This is a genomic window from Maricaulis sp. D1M11, assembly GCF_047308265.1.
Taxonomy (GTDB): domain Bacteria; phylum Pseudomonadota; class Alphaproteobacteria; order Caulobacterales; family Maricaulaceae; genus Maricaulis.
The window spans coordinates 220,230-243,718 of sequence record NZ_JBKQWY010000010.1 but is presented as its reverse complement, the minus strand read 5'-3'; the positions used below and the strand labels follow the sequence as shown (position 1 = coordinate 243,718).

The 23,489-nt window shown below is 60.4% G+C and carries 23 protein-coding genes; 6 read left to right on the top strand and 17 right to left on the bottom strand.

Annotation, left to right across the window (positions count from 1 at the left end; translation table 11 throughout):
• Window positions 1–194 precede the first annotated feature (194 nt).
• From RMQ97_RS14740 to RMQ97_RS14715, 6 genes are all read left to right on the top strand, one after another.
• The gene (locus RMQ97_RS14740; RefSeq protein ID WP_413661659.1) at window positions 195–464 is read left to right on the top strand and encodes a flagellar biosynthetic protein FliQ; all 270 of its coding nucleotides are present in this window, start codon (window positions 195–197) and stop codon (window positions 462–464) included.
• A gap of 3 nt (window positions 465–467) precedes the next feature.
• Window positions 468–1,226: a flagellar biosynthetic protein FliR gene (locus RMQ97_RS14735; RefSeq protein ID WP_413661658.1), complete on the top strand. Its 759-nt coding sequence runs from the start codon at window positions 468–470 to the stop codon at window positions 1,224–1,226.
• A 3-nt stretch (window positions 1,227–1,229) separates the two neighbouring features.
• The gene (locus RMQ97_RS14730; RefSeq protein WP_413661657.1) at window positions 1,230–2,315 is read left to right on the top strand and encodes a flagellar biosynthesis protein FlhB; all 1,086 of its coding nucleotides are present in this window, start codon (window positions 1,230–1,232) and stop codon (window positions 2,313–2,315) included.
• Complete coding sequence (locus RMQ97_RS14725; RefSeq protein WP_413661656.1) at window positions 2,308–4,398, top strand: flagellar biosynthesis protein FlhA; 2,091 nt, start codon at window positions 2,308–2,310, stop codon at window positions 4,396–4,398. The genes RMQ97_RS14730 and RMQ97_RS14725 overlap by 8 nt, the downstream gene beginning before the upstream one ends.
• A 13-nt stretch (window positions 4,399–4,411) precedes the next feature.
• On the top strand, window positions 4,412–5,533 hold the full coding sequence (locus tag RMQ97_RS14720) for a tetratricopeptide repeat protein (RefSeq protein ID WP_413661655.1): 1,122 nt from the start codon (window positions 4,412–4,414) through the stop codon (window positions 5,531–5,533).
• A gap of 284 nt (window positions 5,534–5,817) precedes the next feature.
• Window positions 5,818–6,147, top strand: coding sequence for a copper-binding protein (locus tag RMQ97_RS14715; RefSeq protein ID WP_413661654.1), 330 nt, complete (start codon window positions 5,818–5,820; stop codon window positions 6,145–6,147).
• Window positions 6,148–6,190: 43 nt separating this feature from the next.
• Here the strand turns inward: RMQ97_RS14715 and RMQ97_RS14710 are convergent, their stop codons facing one another.
• From RMQ97_RS14710 to RMQ97_RS14630, 17 genes are all read right to left on the bottom strand, one after another.
• The gene (locus RMQ97_RS14710) at window positions 6,191–7,006 is read right to left on the bottom strand and encodes a DUF4198 domain-containing protein (protein WP_413661653.1); all 816 of its coding nucleotides are present in this window, start codon (window positions 7,004–7,006) and stop codon (window positions 6,191–6,193) included.
• A gap of 9 nt (window positions 7,007–7,015) precedes the next feature.
• Window positions 7,016–8,014: an acyltransferase family protein gene (locus RMQ97_RS14705; RefSeq protein ID WP_413661652.1), complete on the bottom strand. Its 999-nt coding sequence runs from the start codon at window positions 8,012–8,014 to the stop codon at window positions 7,016–7,018.
• A gap of 153 nt (window positions 8,015–8,167) precedes the next feature.
• Window positions 8,168–8,893 carry a PepSY domain-containing protein gene (locus RMQ97_RS14700; protein WP_413661651.1) on the bottom strand — a complete coding sequence of 242 codons (726 nt, stop codon included), beginning with the start codon at window positions 8,891–8,893 and terminating at the stop codon, window positions 8,168–8,170.
• A 66-nt stretch (window positions 8,894–8,959) separates the two neighbouring features.
• On the bottom strand, window positions 8,960–9,559 hold the full coding sequence (locus RMQ97_RS14695) for an RNA polymerase sigma factor (RefSeq protein WP_413661650.1): 600 nt from the start codon (window positions 9,557–9,559) through the stop codon (window positions 8,960–8,962).
• Complete coding sequence (locus tag RMQ97_RS14690; protein WP_413661649.1) at window positions 9,522–9,956, bottom strand: periplasmic heavy metal sensor; 435 nt, start codon at window positions 9,954–9,956, stop codon at window positions 9,522–9,524. The genes RMQ97_RS14695 and RMQ97_RS14690 overlap by 38 nt, the downstream gene beginning before the upstream one ends.
• Entirely contained in the window at window positions 9,953–10,258 is a 306-nt protein-coding gene (locus RMQ97_RS14685) for a hypothetical protein (protein WP_413661648.1), read from the bottom strand. Before RMQ97_RS14685 ends, RMQ97_RS14690 begins: the two co-directional genes overlap by 4 nt.
• Before the next feature lie 11 nt (window positions 10,259–10,269).
• Window positions 10,270–10,719 (bottom strand): nuclear transport factor 2 family protein, encoded by a 450-nt coding sequence (locus RMQ97_RS14680; RefSeq protein WP_413661647.1) that lies wholly within the window; start codon window positions 10,717–10,719, stop codon window positions 10,270–10,272.
• A 20-nt stretch (window positions 10,720–10,739) separates the two neighbouring features.
• A complete protein-coding gene (locus tag RMQ97_RS14675) occupies window positions 10,740–11,828 on the bottom strand; it encodes an acyltransferase family protein (RefSeq protein ID WP_413661646.1) in 1,089 nt (362 codons plus the stop codon).
• 1 nt (window position 11,829) lies between these two features.
• Window positions 11,830–12,540: a hypothetical protein gene (locus tag RMQ97_RS14670; protein WP_413661645.1), complete on the bottom strand. Its 711-nt coding sequence runs from the start codon at window positions 12,538–12,540 to the stop codon at window positions 11,830–11,832.
• 107 nt (window positions 12,541–12,647) lie between these two features.
• The gene (locus RMQ97_RS14665; protein WP_413661644.1) at window positions 12,648–15,005 is read right to left on the bottom strand and encodes a heavy metal translocating P-type ATPase; all 2,358 of its coding nucleotides are present in this window, start codon (window positions 15,003–15,005) and stop codon (window positions 12,648–12,650) included.
• A 55-nt stretch (window positions 15,006–15,060) separates the two neighbouring features.
• Window positions 15,061–15,468 carry a Cu(I)-responsive transcriptional regulator gene (gene cueR, locus RMQ97_RS14660; RefSeq protein ID WP_413661643.1) on the bottom strand — a complete coding sequence of 136 codons (408 nt, stop codon included), beginning with the start codon at window positions 15,466–15,468 and terminating at the stop codon, window positions 15,061–15,063.
• On the bottom strand, window positions 15,465–18,620 hold the full coding sequence (locus tag RMQ97_RS14655; RefSeq protein ID WP_413661642.1) for an efflux RND transporter permease subunit: 3,156 nt from the start codon (window positions 18,618–18,620) through the stop codon (window positions 15,465–15,467). The genes cueR and RMQ97_RS14655 overlap by 4 nt, the downstream gene beginning before the upstream one ends.
• Window positions 18,617–20,329 carry an efflux RND transporter periplasmic adaptor subunit gene (locus tag RMQ97_RS14650; RefSeq protein WP_413661641.1) on the bottom strand — a complete coding sequence of 571 codons (1,713 nt, stop codon included), beginning with the start codon at window positions 20,327–20,329 and terminating at the stop codon, window positions 18,617–18,619. The genes RMQ97_RS14655 and RMQ97_RS14650 overlap by 4 nt, the downstream gene beginning before the upstream one ends.
• On the bottom strand, window positions 20,326–21,576 hold the full coding sequence (locus tag RMQ97_RS14645) for a TolC family protein (RefSeq protein WP_413661640.1): 1,251 nt from the start codon (window positions 21,574–21,576) through the stop codon (window positions 20,326–20,328). Before RMQ97_RS14645 ends, RMQ97_RS14650 begins: the two co-directional genes overlap by 4 nt.
• A gap of 60 nt (window positions 21,577–21,636) precedes the next feature.
• Window positions 21,637–22,050 carry a hypothetical protein gene (locus RMQ97_RS14640; RefSeq protein WP_413661639.1) on the bottom strand — a complete coding sequence of 138 codons (414 nt, stop codon included), beginning with the start codon at window positions 22,048–22,050 and terminating at the stop codon, window positions 21,637–21,639.
• A gap of 197 nt (window positions 22,051–22,247) precedes the next feature.
• Window positions 22,248–22,802, bottom strand: coding sequence for a PEMT/PEM2 family methyltransferase (locus RMQ97_RS14635; protein WP_413661638.1), 555 nt, complete (start codon window positions 22,800–22,802; stop codon window positions 22,248–22,250).
• A complete protein-coding gene (locus RMQ97_RS14630; RefSeq protein ID WP_413661637.1) occupies window positions 22,803–23,441 on the bottom strand; it encodes a cation transporter in 639 nt (212 codons plus the stop codon).
• Window positions 23,442–23,489: the final 48 nt, after the last annotated feature.

The window sequence follows — 23,489 nt, the reverse complement described above, 5'->3', positions numbered from 1 at the left end:
GCGGCAGCCTTCTGCCGTACCCTCATGGGTCCAGTCGGTCATTTTCGAGAAAAGTTTAGCCCCTCAGCGAAAAAAGTTTCAGGCTTGCCTCATGCAACTGCATGCTGCGTTGACTCAATTGAAGGTTTGAATAGGTTTGCACGCGGTATGGCTGACAAAATCGGATTGTTGCCATGGCCGTGTGGGGAGCGTTCATGAGTGCGGACCAGGCCTTATACCTGATGAACGAGCTGGTTTGGCACGCGTTTCTCGTCGCAGGCCCCATTCTCATTGGAACGCTGATCGTGGGCGTGTTGATCAGTATCCTGCAGGTCGCCACGCAGGTTCAGGAAATTACGTTGAGCTATGTGCCGAAACTGCTGACGGCGGCCACGATCCTGGTGGTGCTGGGAAGCTGGATGCTGGGTAAACTGCTGCAGTTTGCGACGTCGCTCTATCAGGGCATTCCGGCAATTGGTGGCTAGTGGATGGAACGCTACACGGCTTTCGTCATCGCGACCTTGGTATTGAGTTTACGGATCGGTCCGGTCCTGGCCTTTGCGCCTCCATTCACGCTCATGAGAATTCCGTCGAGCGTTCGCGTCTTGCTGGCCCTGGCCCTGTCGGGGTGGTTGGTCGCCACGACTGAAGCCGCCACGGTTTTTACCGGTTTCGGGCCTCGTTGGGTGGGTGTGATAGCGATTGAGCTGATGATGGGAATTCTTATCGCCCTGTCGCTCCAGATGACGTTTGCCGCTGTTTCGTTTGCGGGCAAGGCCATCGATATTCAGGCCGGTTTCGGACTGGCCGGTCTTGCAGATCCGACTTTGCGCGGGCAGATGCCTCTGGTGGGCGGTCTGTTTATGTACGCGCTCGCTGCCGTCTTTTTTGCAACCGGCGGGGTCCACGAATTGTTGGGGATCTGGGCGATCAGTGTCGAGCGGATCCCGCCCGGCAGTCTGGTGTTCAGCCCCGACCTGCCGGTGCTCGTGACGTTTTTCTCCCAGACCTTTGTCCTGGCACTTGGGCTGGCGAGTGTCGTCTTTTTGACCTTGTTTCTGCTGGACCTGACGATCGCCTTCATGTCCCGGACCCTGCCGCAGATGAATGTGCTTCTGCTCGGTTTTCAGGTTAAAACCCTGGCGGTGCTTCTGACGCTTCCTGTCGTGTTCTCTGTGAGCGGTGTCACCCTTCTACGCCTGCTCCGACTGGCTATGGAAACGACACCCGAGTTACTGCGGGGGTAAAAGGTGGCAGAGAGTGAACAGAACAAGACCGAGGAAGCCACCCCATTCAAGCTGCGACGCGCGCGCGAGCGTGGCATGGTGGCGCGGGGCATTGATTTAGGATTCTTTGCCAGCCTGACGGGGGTGGCGATCTTCGGTCTCGTCGCTGGGGAGCGATTGTTTGGCGATCTCGTCCAGCTGGTCAGGCAGTTGTTTGTCACGGCCATCGCAGGCGCATCTGATCCACAGATCGGGCCTGCATCCATCGCCATGACCTATATGCCCGCGATCAAAATGCTGGCCCTGCTTGGCGGCACGATTGTTCTGGTCGTGATCGTCTTCGAGGTCATTCAGATTCGAGGGATTGTTTTCTCGACCCGGCCCTTGAAGCCGGAATTTTCACGGCTCAATCCGGGCAAAGGGATCAAACGTCTATTCTCGTTTCGCATGCTCAAGGAAACGCTCAAGAATGTCGTGAAGATGGCGGCCTATACACTGGCGGCGCTGCTGGTGATCAGCCTGGCTGTCCAGACCTGGGCGGAAAACATGGGGCATGCCGGTCAGCTGGTGCAGGCCATTCGCGAGAGCAGTTTTCGCCTGTTGTTTGTATTCATCGTCCTGGCGGCGTTTTTTACAGTTCTCGACCAGATCATTGCGCGCGCAGAATTCCGCAAGGAAATGCGTATGAGCAAGAGTGAGCTCAAGCGTGAGATAAAGGACCGGGAAGGGGATCCCCGGATCAAGCAGAAGAGAAAACAACTGCATCAGGAATTCGCCAAGCAGCAACAGTCATTGGGCGAGCTTCCGGGCTCTGACGTCTTACTGGTCAATCCTCAACACTATGCGGTGGCCTTGGCCTATGATCCGGCTCAGATGTCTGCCCCCTTGATCCGTGCGAAGGGGCGAAACCAGTTTGCCCAGACCCTCAAACGCTCAGCGATCATCCATGGCGTTCCCATCATCGAAAACCCGCCCCTGGCACGTGCCATTTTTCGTCACGGCGAGATCGGTCAGCCCATTCGGTCCAAAGAATTCAAACAGGTCGCTGAAGTGTATATTCATCTGTCGCGGCAAGGTGTTTTGAAAGAAAAATCAACCAGTCATGTTTAAGTTGTTGCGTAAAAACAAGGACCTGGCCCTGGTTCTTGGTGTTGTCTTGATCCTGGTCATTCTGTTTTCCCCCATTCCGGCGGTGATGCTCGACTTGGCGATCTTGATCAATTTCGGCTTCGGGCTGACAATTCTTCTGCTCACTCTGTATGTCAAAAAACCGGTCGAGTTTTCGACTTTCCCCTCACTTCTTCTGATTGCCACGCTCTACAGGCTCGCGCTCAATATCGCGGCCACGCGTTTGATCCTGACCGGAGGGGATGCGGGTGATGTGATCAACTCGATTGGGGAATTCGCGGTTCAGGGCCAGTTTGTCGTCGGCCTTGTCGTCTTTTTTATCCTGGTGGTTGTTCAGTATGTGGTCGTGACATCGGGGGCCCAGCGGGTCTCGGAAGTCGCAGCCCGTTTCACCCTGGATTCCATGCCGGGTCAGCAAATGAGTATCGATGCCGATCTCAATATGGGATTGATTGACCAGGACGAGGCCCGTGCACGACGTGAAGCCCTGGAAAAGGAAGCGGCCTTCTACGGCTCGATGGATGGGGCGAGCAAATTCGTCAAGGGCGACTCGATCGCGGGTGTCATCATTGTTCTCATCGATATCATCGCGGGTCTCATCATCGGTGTGGTTCAGATGGGGATGAGCTGGCCGGAAGCTCTGGAAACCTTCACCCTTCTCACCATTGGTGATGGCATCGCGACACAATTGCCGGCGCTGATCATTTCAATCGCAACCGGTATTATCGTCACCCGCTCATCGGCCGATCGTGAACTGAGCGCCGAAGTCTTCAAACAGCTCACATCCATCACGCGTATTCCGCTGATTGTCGCCGGTATCTTGTTGGCGATGACCCTGCTTCCGGGCATGCCGCGCATCCCCATCGGCATTGTCGTTGTCGCGCTGCTGCTGACCTGGTTTCTTTTGCGTCGGCAAACGCAGGCGGACGGGGATGAAGATGACGGAGGGGCAGAGACGCAGGCCGCAGATGATACGCCCTTTCCGGCCTTGTCTATTGCGCTGGGTGCCCGACTCTCGGAAGCCTGGGCTGGCGAGCGCGATGCGATGCTGGAGCGTATCTCCTCACTGCGTGAGCAGCATGAGAAGCAGTTCGGCCTCGCTTTCCCGGCTGTGACCTTCATGGACGGTCCCGAACTGGGGGGATTTGACTATGATATTCGAATTTTTGGAACGCCCTACGCCCGGGGCGAGTTGGAGCCTGACCAGATTTTGGCCGTAAAGACCGAACAGTCCACAGGCCTGTTGAGCGGGCGTCCAACCCGCGATCCGTCGTTCGGGCTGGACGCTTTGTGGATTGACGCCGATCAGCAAGAAACGGCAGCACAGCAGGGCTATACTTGTGTGGATCCCGTGACGGTTCTAATGACTCATCTTGGTGAGCTTATGCGGATAGAGGCTCCGACCTTGCTGACACGGGCCACCGTGACCGGCTTGCTGGACGGGACCCGTCGGCGTCAGCCAGGGCTGGTTGAGGAGCTGGTCCCGACCCTGTTGAGCATGAGTGATATCCAGCAAATCTTGCAAAACCTGGTCATGGAGCGGGTCTCAATTGCCAATGTTGACCTGATCCTGGAGCATTTGTGCGATTGCGGCCGACAGGAAAAAGACCCGACCGTTCTGACGGAACGGGTGCGTGAAAAGCTCAGCTATGTCATCTGCAATCAATTGCGCGACCGTCATCGGGAACTCAATGTGCTCAGCTTGGATCCGCGCATCGAAAACCAGCTGGTTGCAGCAGTAGGCCGGTCGCAGCGGGCCGATTCCCTGCCGATCGAGCCGCGCCTCGCCGAGACGGTGCTTCGCGGGCTGGATGAGCAGGCCAATGCCATGCAGGCTGTCGGTTTCCATCCGGTCTTATTGTGTAGTGCCGAAATTCGGCGCGCGATGAAAAAGCTGACCTCGCGGAGTCAGCCCCGTTTGGCCGTCATTTCGGTCAATGAGATTCCCAAGACCATCGAATTGAAATCCTTCGGTGTTGTTCAGGCTCCGGCGACGGAGTCGCAACCGGCCCTGGCCACATCCTTGCGCCCGGATACATCCGGTGCGTCCCCCGTATCGACCTGATCGAGTTAAGACCATGACCCTGCAAACCACGCCCAGTGAACAATTATTGCGGTTTCTCTCCTACCTCGAAACGGATCCAGCCAATGCAAACCTTGTCGCAGACACCGTGCGGCTTGCCTTGCAGGAGGGGCAGCTGGACCACGCGGAACAGGCCTTCGTCGGCTTGGCGGGCGAGGCTTTGCCGCTTGAGCTTATGGATCTGCAGGGGCAGCTGGCTCTGGCGCGCGGTGAATACCCGGCAGCGGCCGCTCTTTTTCAGGCGGTCATAGACCAGGTGCCGGACAATCCGGCCGTCCGGTTCAATCTGGCTTGGGTGCGGACCCATCTGGCCGATCTGGATGGGGCTGATGCCCTGCTCACCGCACAGGTAACAGCCCAGATTCCTCAGGCGGCCGCCCTCAAGGTGCAATTGCTACATACATCAGGCGATTATGATGCGGCCATCGCCATTGCCACGGACAGCCTTGAGCGTCACCCGGATCATCCCGGTCTGAACGCGATTGTCTCGGTACTGGCCATGGATACCGAGCACCTGGAATTGGCACGGGCCAGCGCCTTGATGGCCGGTCCGCATCCCGACGCCCTGACCACGCTCGGTACCCTGGCGCTGGGCAGGCAGGATGTGGACGACGCACGTGCCCGGTTCGAGGACGTGCTGTCCGTTCAGCCCCGGGCCCCCCGGGCTTTGCTGGGACGGGGCATGGCTGCTCTTTTGTCCGGTGATTATGACCAGGCGATCCGCGATATTGATCGCGGGGCCGAGATCTTCGACCGGCATATCGGGTCATGGGTTGCCGCGGGTTGGGCGCATCTGATTGCCGGAGATCTCACCACGGCCCGCGCTCGTTTCGAGACAGCCTTGGCGCTGGACCATAATTTCGGGGAGACCCATGGCTCGCTGGGTGTAGTTGCGCTTGCGCAAGGCCGAAGTGAGGATGCACGGCAGTTGATCCGCACCGGAGGACGGTTGGATCCGCAAAGCTTTTCTGTGGCCTTGGGATCGGCCATGATCAACGCGCTGGACGGGCATGAAGACCGCGCGCAGGCCATTCTTGAAACAGCCTTGACGACCCCCGTCACACCCGATGGTGAAACCCTGCTGTCTGCGATTGTCCGCCTGGGCGCAAAGTCTTGATCGGTGGTATCGGCCTGAGGTGAAAATGCGTTAGCCTGTTCGTCGGACACGGGTCCTGGGCACGCTTTGTGATTTCAGGAAAAAGAATGGCGGTGGTGCCAGACGGGGGCGATAAGGTCTCTGAATTTCCGCTAAGGACCACGCAGCTCGACCCAAAGAAGGCACGCGAAACACCCAGCCACGAGAACCGGGCGACACAGGGTTGATAATTTTCTGCTGGCGGCGCGAGTGGATTTCATGCTGATCGCGTATACGTAGGACAGGCCAACCCACCGAGAGGACCCATGTCTATTTTTGTTGCTTCTGCCCTGTTGTTGTCGGCGCCGGCTGACCACCACGATCATCATGGTCACCATGGCGATCATCATCAGACTGAGTCCCAGGTCAGCTCCACCGTTGCAGCGGATGTCCGGGCAGTTGATGCCGAAAACCGTGCCGCCGTGGTGCGACACGACGCCCTGACAGAACTGGGCATGGGTGCCATGATGATGCGCTTCAGTGTTGCAGACAACGTGGACTTCGACCTGTTTCAACCCGGCGCGGCCCTGACGATCACCGTCGTCAGTGGCGATGAGGGTTATGAAATCATTGCCGCTGAAGCGCGCGACAGCTGATCGACCAAAGACGATAAGGGCCGGTGCGTCCGGCCCTTCCCTGTCAGTCGAGGCGTACCGTCAAAGTCGCCTGGTCGCTGTGATAGATTCCATCCGGGCTCTCCGGCAGATCGATCCAGACGGCTGACAGCAGGACTTCGCCACTAATGTCCGCTGCGACCGAGAATTCGCCGGCATCATCTGTATGGGCATCAGAATACTGACCGTCCGGAGTATGGATTGTGACCCGGTGACCCGCCAGCGGTTGTCCGTCCTGATACAACGCGAAACGACCTTCCACATCGCCTGACACGACAAATTCCAGAGGGATTTCGAGCGGCTCACGCCATGCTGCAGCATGACCCTCACACGCTTCCACACAGAAGAAGGTCTTTGTCAGCTTGGAGTAGCTGCGCATCAGGGCAGGTGAACCGGTCAACGCATGAAACGCCGCCTGGACCTGCGGGTCGGCATCAATTTCCTCGAAATAGACATCCACGCTCTCCGGCGGGATTTCGCCTGACCGGGGGTGTGTAACGACGGCCAGCACGCCATACCCGGTCGCTACAGGCCGAAACCGGATATCCAGGGATGTCTCGGTTTCACTGAAATCAAACGCGTTGATTGCGGTTGTACCGATCCGGGCGGTCGCGATGGCGACACGCTCCTGGGCGAGAGGCGATTCCATATCGGGATATTCCAACGCGCTGGTCATGGCGATGGTGACGGCTTGCCCGGCTGGCCAGACGGCCTGCGGTGACGCGAGAAACGTCTTGTGCGCCAACGCTCCACCGGCGACGAGCGTCGCGAGGACACTCGCTGTGACACCCAGCACAGCGCTGCGCGCCAAAACTGATCGCTGTTTCATGAATTTCTGCATGTGTTCCCCCTAATGCGGTGAGTGACCGCGCCCGATCCGCTCGAGCTGCCGACCCAGTTGCTGCTTCAAGCCGAGGCTTGGCTTCTCGACCAGACTCCAGGACATGGCAGACACCAGACAGGTCACCGGCACTGTGATCAACCCGACCTTCACCGGATCCGCCTGCGGGTCCAGAAACAAAACGATCTGCATGATCGGATAGTGCCAGATATAGATCCCGTAGGACCAGTCAGACAGGTCGGCACCCGTGGGCCACCGGTCCAGTGCGACAAAGGCGACCGCGAACAGGCCAGAGGCCAGGGCAATGTTCATGAAGACTTCGGCCATTGCCTGTTCGCCGAGGACCAGCCAGACCGGGATCGCCAGCAGCATCGGCCAGGGCAGGATGTGCACGCGATCACGCCAGGCGTGTACGACCATGCCCAAAGTGAATGCGGACGACAGGCGCGCTGCGCTGGATATCAAGGCGGGCGCGTCAGACCAGAACAGGCTGACAAACAGGTAAGCCAGTGTCGCCAGCCCGAACCAGGCCAGGCTGGCATATCGCCCCCAGGGCAAGGGCGAGAAGAACAGTAACGCCGCCGCGGCATAGGCAATCACCTCATACCGCAATGTCCACAAGGTCGCGGAAAACTCTCCGGCCCACGGGTGTGTGGAGAATATGCCCGCTGGCCCCTGCGTCGTGTCGAGAAACCCGAGCACATTGACCGGAAACATCCAGGTTTGGGGTGATTGAAAATACTCTCCAACCGACAGCGATGTGACGATGGGCCCAATGATGAATACGGCCGCAAAGGATAGCACCAGCAAGGCCGGCCAGAGGCGCAATGCACGGGCCGCAATGAATTGCGCGACATCTGAACGGCGCTCCAGACTGTCAGCAATCAGAAAGCCACTCAGGATGAAGAATGCATTCACGGCCGCATAGCTGAGCGACCAGCCATGGATCGCCAGCGGTGGCGGCGGGAGCGGCCCCTGTGTGACGATGATCGCGTGTTCCACGAGCACGGCCGATGCGAGCGCCAGCCTGATCGGTGTCAGGCGATTGTGCCGGCTGGTAAAAGCCGAACCGATAGTTTTCCAACTGGTGATGGGGCGCCCTCCCGATGCGATCCTGTTACAGATACGCGGGTATGGGCCGCCCCCCTCAAATGAGACTGGTCACGACCGCCGTTTGGCCAATTCCATTCGAACGAGGCGCTGAAGGCGCAGCACCAGTAACAACAGGCCGGCCAGCACGGTGAACAACGCGAACATCGAAGCCGTGATCAGGAGCGGATTGTTGAAGTTCTCACGCTCCTGATAATCCATGATGTGGAGCATCCAGAAGAAGTCGAAAAAGCGCCAGTCATCATTGCGCCGCGCCATGACAAGGCCAGTATCCGGCGAGACATAGATCCGGGTTCCTTCACCGTCCGCAAAACTGATGCGCCAGGCTGATCCGGGCCTGCGATATTCCCAGGTCGGCTCCTCGAAAAACTCGACAGCAGCGATTTCGGGCGTTCCCGCATAATCCGCCAACGCGATCTCGATAGCGCGTTCGCGGGAAATCGGTGTGATCACCTCACCCGTTCGCGCATCCACCAGGGAACTGGACCAGTCAGGGCGATAGACGTTGTACACAGGCTGTCCCTGCCAGGCCTGCAGGCGAATCTCGGCCACGCCGGCATCGAGCTCCAGGGCCCGCGCTGCATCGGCGGGGCTGATCAGCTCCCCCGGATCGATGAGAAGCTCTTCGCGTTCGGCAATATTGTGCTCGCCCCGGACCTGTTCGATCGGGATGACACTCATGACTACACCGCCCGCAATCCAGAGTACGATCTGGATGCCAACGATCAGCGCGAGCCACTTGTGTATACGGATGGTCCAGCGTAGCAGCGCCGTCATGCTTTCCCCCTCAAAGTCCCGACTATCATCGCGTTCTTCCCGACAAGATCTACCCCTGAACAGCATCTAGCCTTCACGGGCAAACAATTCCTTCAACCGCTTGCGGGCGCGATAGACACGCACTTCTGCCGCCTTCGATGAGATCCCCATCACCGCCCCGATCTCGGCCAGTGACAGTCCTTCAACAGCCGACAGCAAGAGCGGTGTTCGCAAGCCTTCCGGCAGCGTTTTCAACACTGCTCCAGCTCTGGCAAGCTCCGCCTTGTCCCCTGTGACCTGTTCTGGATCAGGCGTTTCGGCCGGAAGCAACGCCTCTCTGTCCTCGAGGCCGATCCAGTTCATGACCGCTCGCCTGCGGTGATGATCCCGCGCCTTGTTGCGGGCGATAAAGAACATCCAGGTGACAAAGGACCGCGAGGGGTCGTAGCGAGCAAGATTGCGGTGGATGGCGATAAACGTGTTCTGAGCCACATCCTCCGCGTCGGCACGGCTGCCCACCTGCCGCCCGAGAAACTGCACCAGTCTTGGCGCATGGCGCTGCATCAGCCGGTTGAACGCCTGTGCATCACCGTCCCTGGCGCGTATCGCAAGTTGTTCGTCGGTCGGATCGAGTGCGGATCCGTCAGCCTCATTCCTCGACATCAAAGGCGTCAGCCAGACGGGCATCAAATTCTGCGCGCTGCTGCTCGGTCATGACCTCGCGCATCGCCATGATGTGGTGGAGCGTGGCCATCTGCAGATCCCCCATCACATCGTGAAATGTCTCGGCAGCCTCGGCGACGTCATCAGTCATTTCACGGTCGGCCAACAAGGCCCGACCGATCGCGCGCCGGGCGTCGCTCACTTGCTGCTCATATCCGACCCGCTGGGCCGCAAAACTCGCCTCCAGTGCCTCGATCGCGGTTTCCTGCTCCCGGTCCAGGGCCAGTTCATCATGGATGATCGCATGCAGGCTGGCAGAAGCACCGTCATGGTGACCCAGTACATTCATGCCAAGCCATACCCCGGCAAATCCGCTCGTCAGACCCAAGGCTGTCGCCAGTATCCCTGCCCGCCAGATCATCGCACTCCTCCCTCATCGACGAGTGCCGAGAAAGACCACCCGGCATCCTCGTCGAAGACTGCGAGGAGATCGGGCTCGGAGTGACCCATGGCGCCGGCGCCCAGAGCGCCTCCAACAACCAGGGCCACTACGGCTGGCACCGCCCGCAGGGCGAGCGCCCGGCCCAATGTCGCTCCCGCAGCTGAACGCGTGTCATCGCTGTCGATACGCGCCCAGACAGCGGACTGGAATTCAGCCATATCGACACTGGTTTCGTCGGATTTCAGCGCGCCGAGAAGACGCTCGAGATGCTCGTCAGACATGAGTGACTCCGTCAGGACGTATGGAGATGCTTGATGCGCCATCCCGCACCAGTCCGCACAAGTATAGCCGTTCCGTGAGCATCGCGCTCGCGCGGCTCGCCTCGGACCTCGTACTCCATGCGGATATCGAATGTGGCATAGGCCAGGTTCCGGTCCGCATTCACCGAGTAACCGGACCAGTCGTAGACATGGAATGTGACATGCTCGGCCCCAAATTCGGGCGCCAGATGATGGTCTCGATATTCGGCCCAGCCGACATCGCTGCCGCTGCCTTCGAAAATCGTGAAGTCGGCTCCGTCGGGCAGAACCCAGCGTTCCGCCTCTTGAACATTCTCCTCGGACAGCGCGCCCGAATAACTCTCGAGAACAGCGGCAATGTCCGCGGCATCATCCGAGAGAACGGGCGCCGTCATCACGAATGCGGTCGCAGCTCCGGTCATTCCGTATCTGATCCAAGCCATTTCACCCTCTCAAATCGTTATCAAGGCCTGCGCGGCCGGCTGATCAAGGCTTCACCCCACGCGCGCAAACGAGTACGCGCAGGTCGCTCGATCCACTCATACGTGCCCGCCGAGACGCCGATCATCACCACCAACATCATCAGCAGCACTGGCCAAGATACTGTCTGGTCGACCACTCCCAAGACGTCCTGCAACAGATTGAACCCGACCATGAAAAACGGAACGTGGATCATATAAACACTGTAGGAGATGTCCCCGAGATAGCTCATCGCACCGGTTCGCGTTTCGCCTTTGTGCCGGTCGAGCTCCGCAAGAAGGAAAATTATCGGCGCGCCGAGCAGCGCGATCACTCGATCATCCCAAGCGAAGTGTGCGGCCAAAAGATAAACCGCCAGAACTCCTATGAACGCATATCGGGCGACTGGACGGGGCAAAACATATGCTTGTCCCAGACGATAAAGGCCAATCCCAATCAAGAATTCTGGGATTATCCGAATCACGCCGAAGCGCTCTGTTGCCATCGGCAACGTCTCGGAAAAAAGGCGCAGGTGAAGCTGGTCCAGTGCAAAAAAAAGAACGGCGGCGATGCCGAGCAGGAGCCAAGGGCGATGCTTCAAGCCCAGAGCTGTCATCAGGTAAGCCGGAAAGGTCAGATAAGCGAACCATTCGGCGCTGATCGACCATGACGGTCCATTCCAGCTGAGATCGGGAGCGAACCCCCACGCATGGATCATCAAAATATTGGCAGGCAGGTCAGCCACGGCGAACCGATCAGCTTCGAAAGGCACCTCAAGTGCCGCGGCGACGAACCAGACGAGAAGAAGAAACAAGATCACCGCAATATGCAATGGCCAGATCCTGGCAAAGCGGGCGACCAAAAACCGGGCGAAATTGAACCGCCCCTCTTCTCGCGCTCGTAGGTATACATGAGCGAGCACAAAGCCGGACAGGATAAAGAATAGGTCTACTCCAAATCGGCCCATCGCCAGCAATTGCGTGGTCGCGTCGACGTCAAAGTCCCAAGGAGCGCGCCAATGATAAAACACGACCCATAGTGCAGCAAAGAAGCGTAATCTCGTAAGAGACAGCAGATTTGCGGGATAGCTCACCCTAGCCGCCACCAAACAGATGCCGCAAACCGCCATGAGCCAGCGCACCGCCCAGGAAGCCGTTGAGCAAGAGCGCGAGCGCGGATCCGAACAGCGCGACGTTGAAGATCAACGCGCCCAGCTGATTGTCCGGGCGGCGCGACCACTCGCCAAGCGCAGCCAGGCCAACCAATCCGAACAACAGAGCCGTACCCAGGAGCCGGTGCGCGAGCATCACGCCCGCCTCGTCAGCGCCCATGGGGCCGGAATGTGCCCAGCCGAGAAGACCTGCGGCCACACCACCGGCAGCGCCCGTCCAGACCAGATAGCGCACGGTATCCGAGCCCGTCGCAAATCGACCTGCAAGAACAAGCCCCTGCGCCAGTGCCGCGGCGAGGATCAGCGCGATCGGAAAATGGACAGCGAAAGAATGGAAAACGCCGATGCGGGACATGGCCCGTTCGAACGGCGTTGAGGCCCCGTCCTCGCCCCAGTGGGCATGCCCTCCGGCGGGGCTGGCCGCGCCCTCATGATGTCCATCATCTACACACGGATCAGCAGCATCCACATGGGCATGCCCCGCGACATCCTCCAGCTGGCCATGCTGATGCTCGACTTCGCCTGTCGCGTCTGCAGGGGGCTCCACGGCCGCATCGGCCTCGGGCTCAACCGATTCTTCGGTCGGTGGTGTGTGCTCGGCGGGCGGATGCGATACTGCCGCGTTCGGCATCATGAATATGATTGCCATGCCCAGAACTGCCGCCCAAATGATACGAAGCCCCAAATCGATGCCCTCCTGCCAGTGCACCTGATCGATTACGCAGGACCGGGGCGCGCCCCTCAATCAAGCCGCACAGACCGAAGCCGAAGCGCGTTGGCGATCACCGAGACCGAAGACAGGCTCATCGCCGCCGCCGCAAGCATGGGCGACAACATCAATCCCAGCAGCGGATAGAGCACGCCAGCCGCGACGGGCACACCCGCTGCGTTGTAGACCAGCGCGAAGAACAGGTTCTGCTTGATATTGCGCATGGTCGCGACAGAGAGCTGGCGGGCCCGGACCACGCCGGTCAGGTCGCCCTGGACCAGGGTAATCCCAGCACTTTCAATCGCGACATCGGCTCCGGTTCCCATGGCAATACCGACCTCAGCCTGGGCCAGCGCGGGCGCATCATTCACCCCGTCTCCTGCCATCGCCACGCGACCACCGCTGTCCTGCAGCGCCTTGACCAGTGCTGCCTTGTCTCCCGGGAGGACATCGGCGCGTACGTCGTCTATCCCCAGCTGATCCGCAACAAATCGCGCGGTGCGTTCATTGTCGCCGGTCGCCATGACGATACGCAGCCCCTGTGCATGCAGACGGGCAATGGCATCGGGTGTTGTCGCCTTGATCAGGTCAGCGACGCAAACCATCCCGGCCAGCGCACCGTCGACAACAACGAACATCACCGTCTCACCGCGATCCCGTCGCGCATTGGCAAGGGCGGAAGAAACCCGCGGGTCAATGCCAAGCTCAGCCAGAAGGGCCGCATTCCCAAGGGCAACCGCGCGCCCCTCGATCACCCCGCGAACCCCCTTGCCGGTGATTGCTTCGAAATCGGAGGCTTCCACGATATCGATCCCTTGATCGACGGCCCCCTTTACGATCGCTTCCGCCAGCGGGTGTTCCGAACCGCGTTCCAGGCTCGCTGCCAGCCCAAGGAGCCCGGCCTCGCTCCATCCGGCCTCGGGCAGCACGGCGACCAGCTCGGGGCGCCCACGCGTCAACGTGCCGGTCTTGTCGACAATCAGCGTGTCCACGCCGGCGAACGCTTCAAGCGCCTCGGCATTCTTGATCAGGACACCGGCCTGAGCGCCGCGCCCGGTGGCTGTCATGATGGACATCGGCGTCGCCAGTCCCAGCGCGCACGGACAGGCGATGATCAGCACGGAAACAGCCGCAATCAGCCCGTAGGCGGATGAGGGTTCCGGCCCCCAGGTCGACCAGGCGATGAAAGCCAGAGCAGCGATCGCGATGACGGCCGGTACGAAGCGCCCGGACGCAAGATCGGCGAATTTCTGGATGGGCGCACGGCTGCGCTGGGCATTGGCCACCATTTCAACGATCTGGTTCAGGGTTGTATCCTGCCCGACACGTCGGGCTTCAATGACGAGACTACCGGTCCCGTTGATGGTCGCTCCGGTCACCGGGTCGCCCTCGGCTTTCTCGACCGGCACCGGCTCACCCGTAATCATTGACTCGTCGATGGAGGAGCGACCGGAGACAACCACACCATCAACGGGCACTTTCTCCCCAGGCCGCACCCGCAGGCGGTCACCGGCTTTCAGCGCATCCAGCGCAACCTCTTCCTCTGAGCCATCCTCGTTCAGCCTGAGAGCGGTTTTTAGCGCCAGGTCCAGCAGCGCCCTGATCGCGGAGCCGGTTTTCTCGCGCGCCTGCAACTCCATCAGCTGCCCCAGCAGGACCAGCACGATGATCACGGCTGCGGCCTCGAAATAGACCGCCACATGGCCATCGCCATGCCTGAATGCTTCCGGGAACACACCCGGGGCAATCACCGCCACAAGGCTGAAAATGTAGGCAGCGCCAACCCCCATCGCGATGAGGGTGAACATGTTGAGATTTCCGCTGATGATCGACTTCACGCCGCGTTCGAAGAAAGGTCGCCCTGCCCAAACCACCACGGGGGTCGCCAGCAGCAGCTCGACCCAGCCAGCCGCAGCCTCGCCAACCCAGGAGCGGAAAAAACCAAGACCGATCATCGGCCCCATTGCCAGCAGGAAGACCGGCAGCGTCAGGAGTGCACCGATCCAGAAACGACGCTTGAAATCAACCAGTTCCGGATTGGGCCCCTGGTCCGCCAGATTGATGCCCATGGGTTCCAGCGCCATACCGCAGATCGGACAATCGCCCGGTTCATCCGTAATGATCTCGGGGTCCATCGGGCAGGTGTACCGGGTGCCTTCTGGCATATCCTCATAGGCCTGCAGATGCGCCCCGCCGAGGAAGTGATCCGGGTCGGCTTCAAACCGGTCATGACAACGCTGCGAGCAGAAATGATAGTTCTCGCCGGCGTGCTCGAAATGCGGCTTCCCGGCGCCCAGGCGGACATCCATCCCGCACACGGGATCGGTGACAACCGGTGCATCATGCAGCGGATTGGTCTTGGCGGGTTCATCGCAATGCTGGCAGCTCATGATCGTGTCCTCTGGCTAAGCGATGACCCTTGTGAAGCTTCCAGTCACTGGAAGGTCAAGCCTCCGTCCGGCAAGCCTGGGAACCGGCCAACCCCTCCACGATCGGACAGTCAGGCCGGTCATCGCCGTGGCAGGCCGAGATGAGCCGGTTGAGCTCGGCCTTGATGGCTCGCAACTCCTTCAACTTGCGATCAATCTCGTCCACATGAGAGCGTGCGAGCACCTTCACGTCAGCACTTGCCCGGGATTGATCTTCGTAGAGGGACAAAAGCCGGCGGCAGTCCTCCAGCGAAAAACCCAGCCCCCGGGCACGACCCACAAAGACCAGCTTGCGAAGATCGGTCTCGGCATAGACCCGATAGCCATTTTCGGCACGCGCCGGGCGCACCAGCCCGACCTCCTCGTAATAACGCAGCGTCTTGGAAGGGATACCTGTGGCTTCTGCCGCCTGCTTCACATTCATGCCGCCGCTCCCGCTTCCGGTTTCTGTGCACTTCGGGTCAGCTCCCAGCGTTGCCAGATCAGAAACGCCGCCGGAATTACCAACAGGGTCAGAATGGTCGCACTGGTCATCCCGCCCACCATTGGCGCCGCGATCCTGCGCATGACTTCAGACCCTGTACCGGATCCCAGCATGATGGGCAGCAGTCCGGCGATGGTCGCGATCACCGTCATCATGATCGGGCGGACACGCAGCAACGCCCCTTCCACCACGGCCTCGGCCAGGTCACCCGAGGACATGGCCCGCCCTTCATCCGTAGCGAGCTCCCGGCGGCGGGTCAGCGCCTGTTCGAGATAAACGATCATCAGTACACCGATCTCGACAGCTACACCGGCCAGGGCGATGAAGCCAACACCGACAGCGACCGACAGGTTGTAACCCAGCAGGTCGAGCAACCACACGCCCCCGACCAGGGCAAGCGGGAGCGTGCCCATGATCATCAGTACCGGCGTCAGGCGGCGGAAATTCAGGAACAGCAGCAGCAATATAATGGCCAGGGTCACCGGCACGACAACAGCCAGCTTGGCCTTGGCCCGCTCCATGAATTCATATTGCCCCGACCAGGTAATGGAATAGCCCGGCGGAAGATCTATCTGACTGGCCACGGCGGCCTGGGCATCGGCAACATAGCTCCCGATATCGACACCGGAGATGTCGACATAGACCCAACCATTGGTGCGCGCATTCTCGCTGCGAATGACCCCTGGCCCGTCGGCAATGGTGATATCAGCCACGCGCCCCAGCGGGATCTCGGCGCCGGTCGGTGTGATCACCGGCAGGGATTGCAGCGCCGACACGGAATTCCTGTAGTCGCGTGGATAGCGCAGGTTCACGGGATATCGCTCTGCTCCCTCGACGCTCTCAGTCACGGTCATGCCACCGATGGCTGTGCGAACGACCTCATGCACATCGGCGACGTTCAGCCCGAAGCGGGCCGCTTCCAGGCGATTGACATCAATATCGACAAACCGACCGCCGGTTACCCGCTCCGCATAGACCGATGCTGTACCATCCAGAGCGGCGATCACGGCTTCGATCTCTTCACCGATGCGCGCGATCTCATCCAGGTCAGGTCCCGCAATCTTGATCCCGACCGGTGTCTTGATCCCGGTCGCCAGCATGTCGATCCGCCCCCGAATGGGCATGATCCACGCATTGGTGAGGCTCGGCACATTCACGACCGCATCCAGCTCGGCACGGATATCATCGATGGTGATACCCGGTCGCCATTCCTCGCGCGGCCGCAGCTGGATCGTCGTTTCGATCATGGTCAGGGGCGCCGGATCCGTGGCTGTTTCGGCCCGTCCGGCCTTGCCATGCGCTGTGAGCACCTCAGGCACCGTCATGATCAGGCGATTGGTCTGTTGTACGATTTCCGTGATCTTGCCCGCCGACACGCCCGGATAGGCGCTGGGCATGTAAAGGATATCGCCCTCATCCAGATCCGGCATGAATTCACTGCCCATACGCGACAGCGGTACCGCCGTACTGCCCAGAACCAGCACGGCCCCCAGCAAAACAGCCCAGGGGCGATGGATGACAAGATTGATGAAGGGACGATACAGCGCAATCAGCACCCGGTTCACCGGGTTCTTGTGCTCCGGCGTGATCTTGCCCCGGACCAGATAGCCCATCAGGACCGGGACCAGTGTAATCGCCAGCCCGGCGGCGGCTGCCATGGCATAGGTCTTGGTGAAAGCCAGCGGGTGGAAAAGCCGCCCTTCCTGGGCTTCCAGCGCAAAAATCGGCACGAAACTGAACGTCACGATCAAAAGCGAGAAGAACAGGGCGGGGCCGACCTCCGTCGAGGCCTTTGTCACCACCTCCCACCGGTTCTCGCGGGTGATGGGCTGTCGCTCGGCATGCTTGTGCATGTTCTCAATCATGACGATCGCCGCATCCACCATCGCGCCAATGGCAATCGCGATTCCGCCCAGTGACATGATGTTGGCGTTGATGCCCTGCGCATTCATCACGATAATCGCGGTCAGGATGCCCAGGGGCAGACTCAACACGATCACAAGGGATGACCGGAAGTGGAACAGGAAGAGCGCACAGATCAGCGCGACGACCAGGAATTCCTCAACCAGCTTTTCCCGCAGCGATGAGACCGCCCGTTCGATCAGGCTGGCCCGGTTATAGGTGGTGACGATCTCCACCCCGTCGGGCAGCGATGCGCGCAATTCCTCCAGCCGGTTCTCGACACGCTGGATCGTTGCCCGCGCGTTCTCGCCATAACGCATGACGACAACACCGCCCACCGCTTCGCCCTCGCCGTTCAGCTCACCGATGCCACGACGGAGTTCCGGGCCGACCCGGATGTCGGCGACGTCGGACAACAGGATGGGCGTACCGGTATCGGTCACCGAGAGCGGGATCGCCTCGAGGTCTTCGACGCCCTGGATGTAGCCTGAGGCCCGCACCATGTACTCGGCCTCGGCCATCTCGATGACGCGGCCACCGCTTTCCTGATTGCCCCGCTGAATGGCCATACGAACATGCGAAAGCGGGATGCTGAGCGCACGCAGGCGATCCGGGTCCGCGACGACCTGGTACTGGCGGACCATGCCGCCAATCGTCGCCACCTCGGCCACACCCTCGATGGTCTGCAGCTCGTATTTCAGGAACCAGTCCTGCAGTGAACGCAATTGCGAGAGATCATTCTGTCCGGTCCTGTCGACCAGCGCGTATTGATAGATCCAGCCAACGCCCGTCGCGTCAGGCCCCAGTGCCGGCGTGGCCCCCTCTGGCAGGGTCGGCGCCACCTGGGACAGGTATTCCAGCACACGCGAACGCGCCCAGTAGAGGTCTGTGCCATCCTCAAAGATGATGTAGACATAACTGTCATTGAAGAAGGAATAGCCGCGAACCGTCACCGCGCCCGGTACAGCCAGCATGGCCGTCGTGAGCGGATAGGTGACCTGGTCTTCCACCACCTGCGGCGCTTGGCCGGGATAGGTCGTCTTGATGATCACCTGAACATCAGACAGGTCGGGAATCGCGTCCATTGGCGTTCGCGCCAGCGACCAGACGCCGCCGCCCGCCAGCATCATGGCCAGGATCAGGACGATCAGCCGGTTACCGATCGACCAGCGAATAATCGCGCTGATCATGGTGTTTCTCCCGCGTCAGAGCGGATGCTGTAACCGGTCAGTCGCCATTGCCCCGGAGCCTCTTCCTCGATCGAGAAAACGACCTCATCCCCAACGCTCAGACCATCCAGGGAAACACCATCATCGAGCTCATAGACCATGCTCATCGCAGGCATGTTGATCGCCTCGATACGTTCGTGATCGATCTCGACCATGCCGAACTCGCTCATCAGGGTAACGACCCGGCCGCGCCCCTCGACAAGGGGCTCCGAGCCGGAACCGGCCGCGGAGATCGACGCGATCCGCCATTGTCCGTCGGCGTTCTGACGCAGAGAAAAATCTACGGTTTGCCCGACTGCCAGCCCGTCCAGGGACACGGTCTCGTCCAATGCGAAGAACGACATGCTCATGACCGGCCAGTCCAGCGCCGGGATGGGGTCATGTGTGAGATCGATCATTCCGTGCCCCGCCATGATCGCGTCGACAACTCCGCTGCCATAGACGACCTCCGGTGGCGGTGCCTCCTCCTCTGCCGGGGACATGCGCAGGCTTGCCCCTTGGAGATTGGCCTCGGAATCGATCAGGAACTGGCTGGACACCACAACGCGTTCACCGGCGGCCAATCCTGACAGCACTTCAACACGGCCCTGGGCCTCCGGCCCGGTTTCCACGCGCGCCGGCTGATACCGCCCACCACCTAGGGCCAGGATGACCCGTTCGGACTGCCCGGTACGGATCACCGCCTCGGCGGGCACAGAAAGCACACCATCGCGCGGGGCGACTTCGATGCGCAAATTGACAAAGGCCTCCGGTCGCAACGCGCCATCCGCATTGGCAAACCGCATGCGCACCGGAATGGAGCGGCTGGTCGCGTCCACGGTTGGATAGACGTATTCCACCTGACCATGCCACATCCTTCCAGGCTGGGCCGGCGAACGCATATGCACATCCTGCTCGCTGGTGATCACTGCTGCAGCATCCTCGAACAGATCGGCGATCACCCATACTTCGCCCAGATCGGCGATGGTCATCACCTCCATGCTCGGGTGAACATGCGAGCCTTCGCGGACATTCATCTCGAGGACGACACCACTCCTGGGCGCGTAAATCTCGATGAGGCGCTGGGCCTCACCGCGCCGTGCGATGGCCTCGATCTGTGCCGCACCCACACCCAGCGCCTGCAAGCGCGAACGCGCGGCTGAAACCAGGCCGGAACGCCCCACGCGCACAGCCTGGAGATACTCGGTCTGAGCGGTCACGATTTCTGGCGAATACATGCGAAACAAAAGATCGCCGGCTTCAACGACATCGCCGACGGCAGCCACTCGCAGGTCTTCAATCCAGCCTTGCGCTCGCACATCTACGACCGAGGTCAGATCGTCGACCGGTCGCACATAACCCACCGTCGTCAGATCTTCCGCGAAACGTCCGCGCTCCACCTCTGCAGTGCGCACGCCGATATTGTTCTCGACAGAGGGCGAGATCATCACTGTGGACGTGTCGGCCGGCTCATCGCCCGCGTACACCGGAACCAGATCCATCCCCATCGGAGACTGGCCCGGTCCATCCCGGCGATAGTCCGGGTCCATGGGGGCAACCCAGTAGAGGATTTCAGGTTCGCCGTAGCCGGATGTGGCGTCGCCACCGCCCATCAGGCGCCCTCCGAAAACTCCGATGAGGATGCCAACGGTCAGGACGACCGCTCCCAAGATCAGCGTGCGCGGGTTCATTGGACATCTCCCGTCAAAAAGAGAATTCGGCTCTGGGCCTGGAGGGCATCCACACGCGTGCGGACCAGGGTGAGTTCGATGTCGAGCAAGGCCAGCTCGGACCGAACAAGTTCGGCGAAATCGGCCTGTTCATTCTCATAGGCGGCGAGCACGGCCTCTGTGGTTTCTCGCGCGCGGTCTAGAACATCAGTCTCATAGGCCTGCGCCGTTTCATTCAGGCGCTGAAAGCGGATCCAGTCTTCATCGAGCTGGCGCCGCAGGTCCAGCAACAGGGCCTGCCGCTCAAGTTCTTCTGCGGATCGGGCGTCGCGAGCCCCGGCAACGCCTTCATCCTGTCTGCGTCGACTGAAGAGCGGCATCTGAACCGTCACGCCAACGCTGGCGACGTCAGAGCGGCTGCCACGCAGGCCATAACCCGCGTCCACGCTCCAACGCGGCCGATACTCTTCGAGGGCAAGGTCAAGGTCACGTTGGCTGGCTGCGATCCGCGCATTGCGGGTGCTGACTGCCGGGTGTTGCGCAAGCGAGTCCACCGCAAGTGAGGCCTCAGGCAGACCTGGAAGACGCGGGAGGTTCAGCAAGATCGCGCGGTCAGTATGCTCGAGACCGATATATCGTCCCAGCTGCGCGCGCGCCGTTCCGGCCTGCCGGTCGATCTCGATCAGGCGCGCATCGAGCAGAGCCGTCTCCAGGTCGACCCGGATCACATCATGCGAGTTTCCGCCACCGCTCGCGAAGAGCGCCGTCGCGACCTCGCTCAGTTGACGGATTTCCTCGCGCCGGGCCCGCGTCAGCTCCGCGGCTCGCTCCCAGTAGAAAGCCTCCAGCCAGGACACGCGCACCGCCCGCGTGATCATGCGCTGTTCAAGCTCGCCCATCGCGCGCGCGCCGTCGGCCCGGGCGTATTGCCGGGCTCGCTGTAGATCCCGGCTTGATTCTCGCGGTATCGATTGCCGAACGCCGATCTGAGTCTGCGTCATGGCCTCCCGATTATGGTCGAGATCGCTCAGGGGCAGGTTGGCGACACCCACGCGCAACATCGGGTCGGGCAAAGCTGTCGCGGCCTCGCCGGCATGCTCGAACGCTCCGGCACGCGCTTCCCAGCTGGCGATCGCCGGATCATCGGTTTGACCGGCGATGAGGATTGCCTCCGCCAGGCTGAGCGGGTGTTGATTTTCGATTTCTGCCAATCCGGTCGATGCCAGATGCAGAACGGCCGCCGTCGCGGCGAATGCGGTGAAAGACATGGAGCTCTCCAAGACGGGCTGAACGAGCGAATGCGAACCAATCCACTTGGTTCAAAATCGTCAAGCGCGTGGAGGGTGTTCCAGGCCGGAGGGGGCGATCTCGACCGGCTGATCAGCAACCCAGCCGTGACGCATCGCAGCGGAATGACTGATCGGGACAACTGCCCCGTCGAGTAGAAGAGGGACAGCCGCGGTAGCCAGTCCGCACGGCCCATCGGCGCAACCGGTCATATCATCACAATCCATCTCGACGATTTTGGTCGCCGGGTCGGAAACGCCATGATCCATTGAGCCTTCCGGACAACAATCGTGCCACTCCATCACCTCCGCGTGATGGCTGGCCATCTCTGCCTCGTTCATGTCCAAATGGGCGGAAGCTGGAAGGTCGGCAGCCTGCGCCGGAGCATAGCCCGCCAACCCGAGCGCCAGCGCGCCGAGCAGAGCGAGAATTATGCCGAACCGATGCAGCAGCATCTGCGAGAGTCTCCCGGAAATTCTTATCCTTCGGTGCACTATACGCTGCAAATCTGAATTTCCCTCTACCGAAATCACCTCAAGCCTCTTGGCACAAGCCAAGTTTACTTCATCGAGCAAGACCTGCTGGCACATCGATTTCAAGCGTCTTCAGATACTACATCGAACGAACTACTACTTGGGCTTTCTGGATACTACTACCAGTATCTCTGCACAGCGTCGGCATATCGCTCGAACGTCTCTCCGAAGGTTCGTTTCATGTGCGGTTCTTCGACCCAGGTGATGAACACGTGGATGATCACCAAGAACGAGACGGCCGACAGAACCGCGAATGTTGACCCGGCCGCCACCGCGCTGCCGACGAACATGGCACCATAACCCACGTACTGAGGATTGCGGGTGCGTCGATAGATCCCGTGTTGGATCAGCTCATCTTCGAGCAGCCCATAAACGCGCTCCTGCGAGCCATAGGCGTAGCGTCCGAGAAAGATGACGAACGCGCCGCCCAGAAAGAGTGCACCACCCAATGCAAGCGAGATCAGGTTCGGTTGGAACAAGCTAGCTCGGTCGAGCCATGCAAGCGCGATCGTTGCGAGGAAATGACCATGCATGATGAGGCCCGAAAAGGCCGCTGTTGGCCGGGACCATTTTCCTTGGCGTTGAAAATCTGCGCGGGCTTGCAGCGTGAATGGTACGGCGAGCACGGCGTTGATGAGGACATACCCCACGACGATAGAAAGCAGCGATGACATCTAGGCGTCCCCAGCTTCAGCGATAGCGTGGTTGTGGCGACGCAGCTCATCGAGAGCCTGGGTGCAGATAAACCAAGCTGACCGTGTGAACAGCGCGGCCAATGCGAAGGCCAGAATTAGATCGGGCCATGCGGACCCCGTAATGGCGACGAGCCCACCGGCGATCATCACGCCGACATTGCCGATAGCGTCATTGCGGGAGCAGAGCCAAACCGAGCGAACATTGGCATCGCCGTCTCTCCATTTGAGGAGGATGAGGACGCTGGCTGCGTTAGCAAGGAGCGCTGCGAAGCCAACGATGCCCATGGTTTCCGCGACGGGCGGTTCGCCGGACAGGGCGCGCATCAGCGTCATACCGAGCACTGAGACCGCGATCACGATTAGCAGGCCGCCTTTAAAGAGCGCGGCCCGAGCACGTAACGCCAGGCTCGAACCAATCACCAGCAGGCTGATGGTGTAGGTCATGGTGTCACCGGCGAAGTCGAGGGCGTCGGCTTTAAGGGCCTGTGAGCCGGAAGCGAACCCGGCTGTGATCTCGACGGCGAACATCACCAGATTGATGAGAATGACGGCCCATAGGGCGCGACGATACGCAACTGATGTTCCGTCGAATTTTTGGTCGTTTGAGCAACAACTCATTCTCTTGACTCCTAACTTTGACATGGAGTCTAATTTCTACAGTGACTG

What these genes read in the sequence shown, in the direction of transcription:
- RMQ97_RS14715 (WP_413661654.1), top strand. Translation starts at nt 5,818, where the DNA reads ATGTCTATTTTTGTTGCTTCTGCCCTGTTGTTGTCGGCGCCGGCTGAC.
- RMQ97_RS14665 (WP_413661644.1), bottom strand. Translation starts at nt 15,005, where the DNA reads ATGAGCTGCCAGCATTGCGATGAACCCGCCAAGACCAATCCGCTGCAT.
- RMQ97_RS14740 (WP_413661659.1), top strand. Translation starts at nt 195, where the DNA reads ATGAGTGCGGACCAGGCCTTATACCTGATGAACGAGCTGGTTTGGCAC.
- RMQ97_RS14695 (WP_413661650.1), bottom strand. Translation starts at nt 9,559, where the DNA reads ATGCCCGTCTGGCTGACGCCTTTGATGTCGAGGAATGAGGCTGACGGA.
- RMQ97_RS14700 (WP_413661651.1), bottom strand. Translation starts at nt 8,893, where the DNA reads ATGACGGCGCTGCTACGCTGGACCATCCGTATACACAAGTGGCTCGCG.
- RMQ97_RS14670 (WP_413661645.1), bottom strand. Translation starts at nt 12,540, where the DNA reads ATGATGCCGAACGCGGCAGTATCGCATCCGCCCGCCGAGCACACACCA.
- RMQ97_RS14635 (WP_413661638.1), bottom strand. Translation starts at nt 22,802, where the DNA reads ATGTCATCGCTGCTTTCTATCGTCGTGGGGTATGTCCTCATCAACGCC.
- RMQ97_RS14630 (WP_413661637.1), bottom strand. Translation starts at nt 23,441, where the DNA reads ATGAGTTGTTGCTCAAACGACCAAAAATTCGACGGAACATCAGTTGCG.
- RMQ97_RS14725 (WP_413661656.1), top strand. Translation starts at nt 2,308, where the DNA reads ATGTTTAAGTTGTTGCGTAAAAACAAGGACCTGGCCCTGGTTCTTGGT.
- RMQ97_RS14690 (WP_413661649.1), bottom strand. Translation starts at nt 9,956, where the DNA reads ATGATCTGGCGGGCAGGGATACTGGCGACAGCCTTGGGTCTGACGAGC.
- RMQ97_RS14735 (WP_413661658.1), top strand. Translation starts at nt 468, where the DNA reads ATGGAACGCTACACGGCTTTCGTCATCGCGACCTTGGTATTGAGTTTA.
- RMQ97_RS14650 (WP_413661641.1), bottom strand. Translation starts at nt 20,329, where the DNA reads ATGAACCCGCGCACGCTGATCTTGGGAGCGGTCGTCCTGACCGTTGGC.
- RMQ97_RS14680 (WP_413661647.1), bottom strand. Translation starts at nt 10,719, where the DNA reads ATGGCTTGGATCAGATACGGAATGACCGGAGCTGCGACCGCATTCGTG.
- RMQ97_RS14640 (WP_413661639.1), bottom strand. Translation starts at nt 22,050, where the DNA reads ATGCTGCTGCATCGGTTCGGCATAATTCTCGCTCTGCTCGGCGCGCTG.
- RMQ97_RS14685 (WP_413661648.1), bottom strand. Translation starts at nt 10,258, where the DNA reads ATGTCTGACGAGCATCTCGAGCGTCTTCTCGGCGCGCTGAAATCCGAC.
- RMQ97_RS14655 (WP_413661642.1), bottom strand. Translation starts at nt 18,620, where the DNA reads ATGATCAGCGCGATTATTCGCTGGTCGATCGGTAACCGGCTGATCGTC.
- RMQ97_RS14710 (WP_413661653.1), bottom strand. Translation starts at nt 7,006, where the DNA reads ATGCAGAAATTCATGAAACAGCGATCAGTTTTGGCGCGCAGCGCTGTG.
- RMQ97_RS14720 (WP_413661655.1), top strand. Translation starts at nt 4,412, where the DNA reads ATGACCCTGCAAACCACGCCCAGTGAACAATTATTGCGGTTTCTCTCC.
- RMQ97_RS14645 (WP_413661640.1), bottom strand. Translation starts at nt 21,576, where the DNA reads ATGTCTTTCACCGCATTCGCCGCGACGGCGGCCGTTCTGCATCTGGCA.
- cueR (WP_413661643.1), bottom strand. Translation starts at nt 15,468, where the DNA reads ATGAATGTGAAGCAGGCGGCAGAAGCCACAGGTATCCCTTCCAAGACG.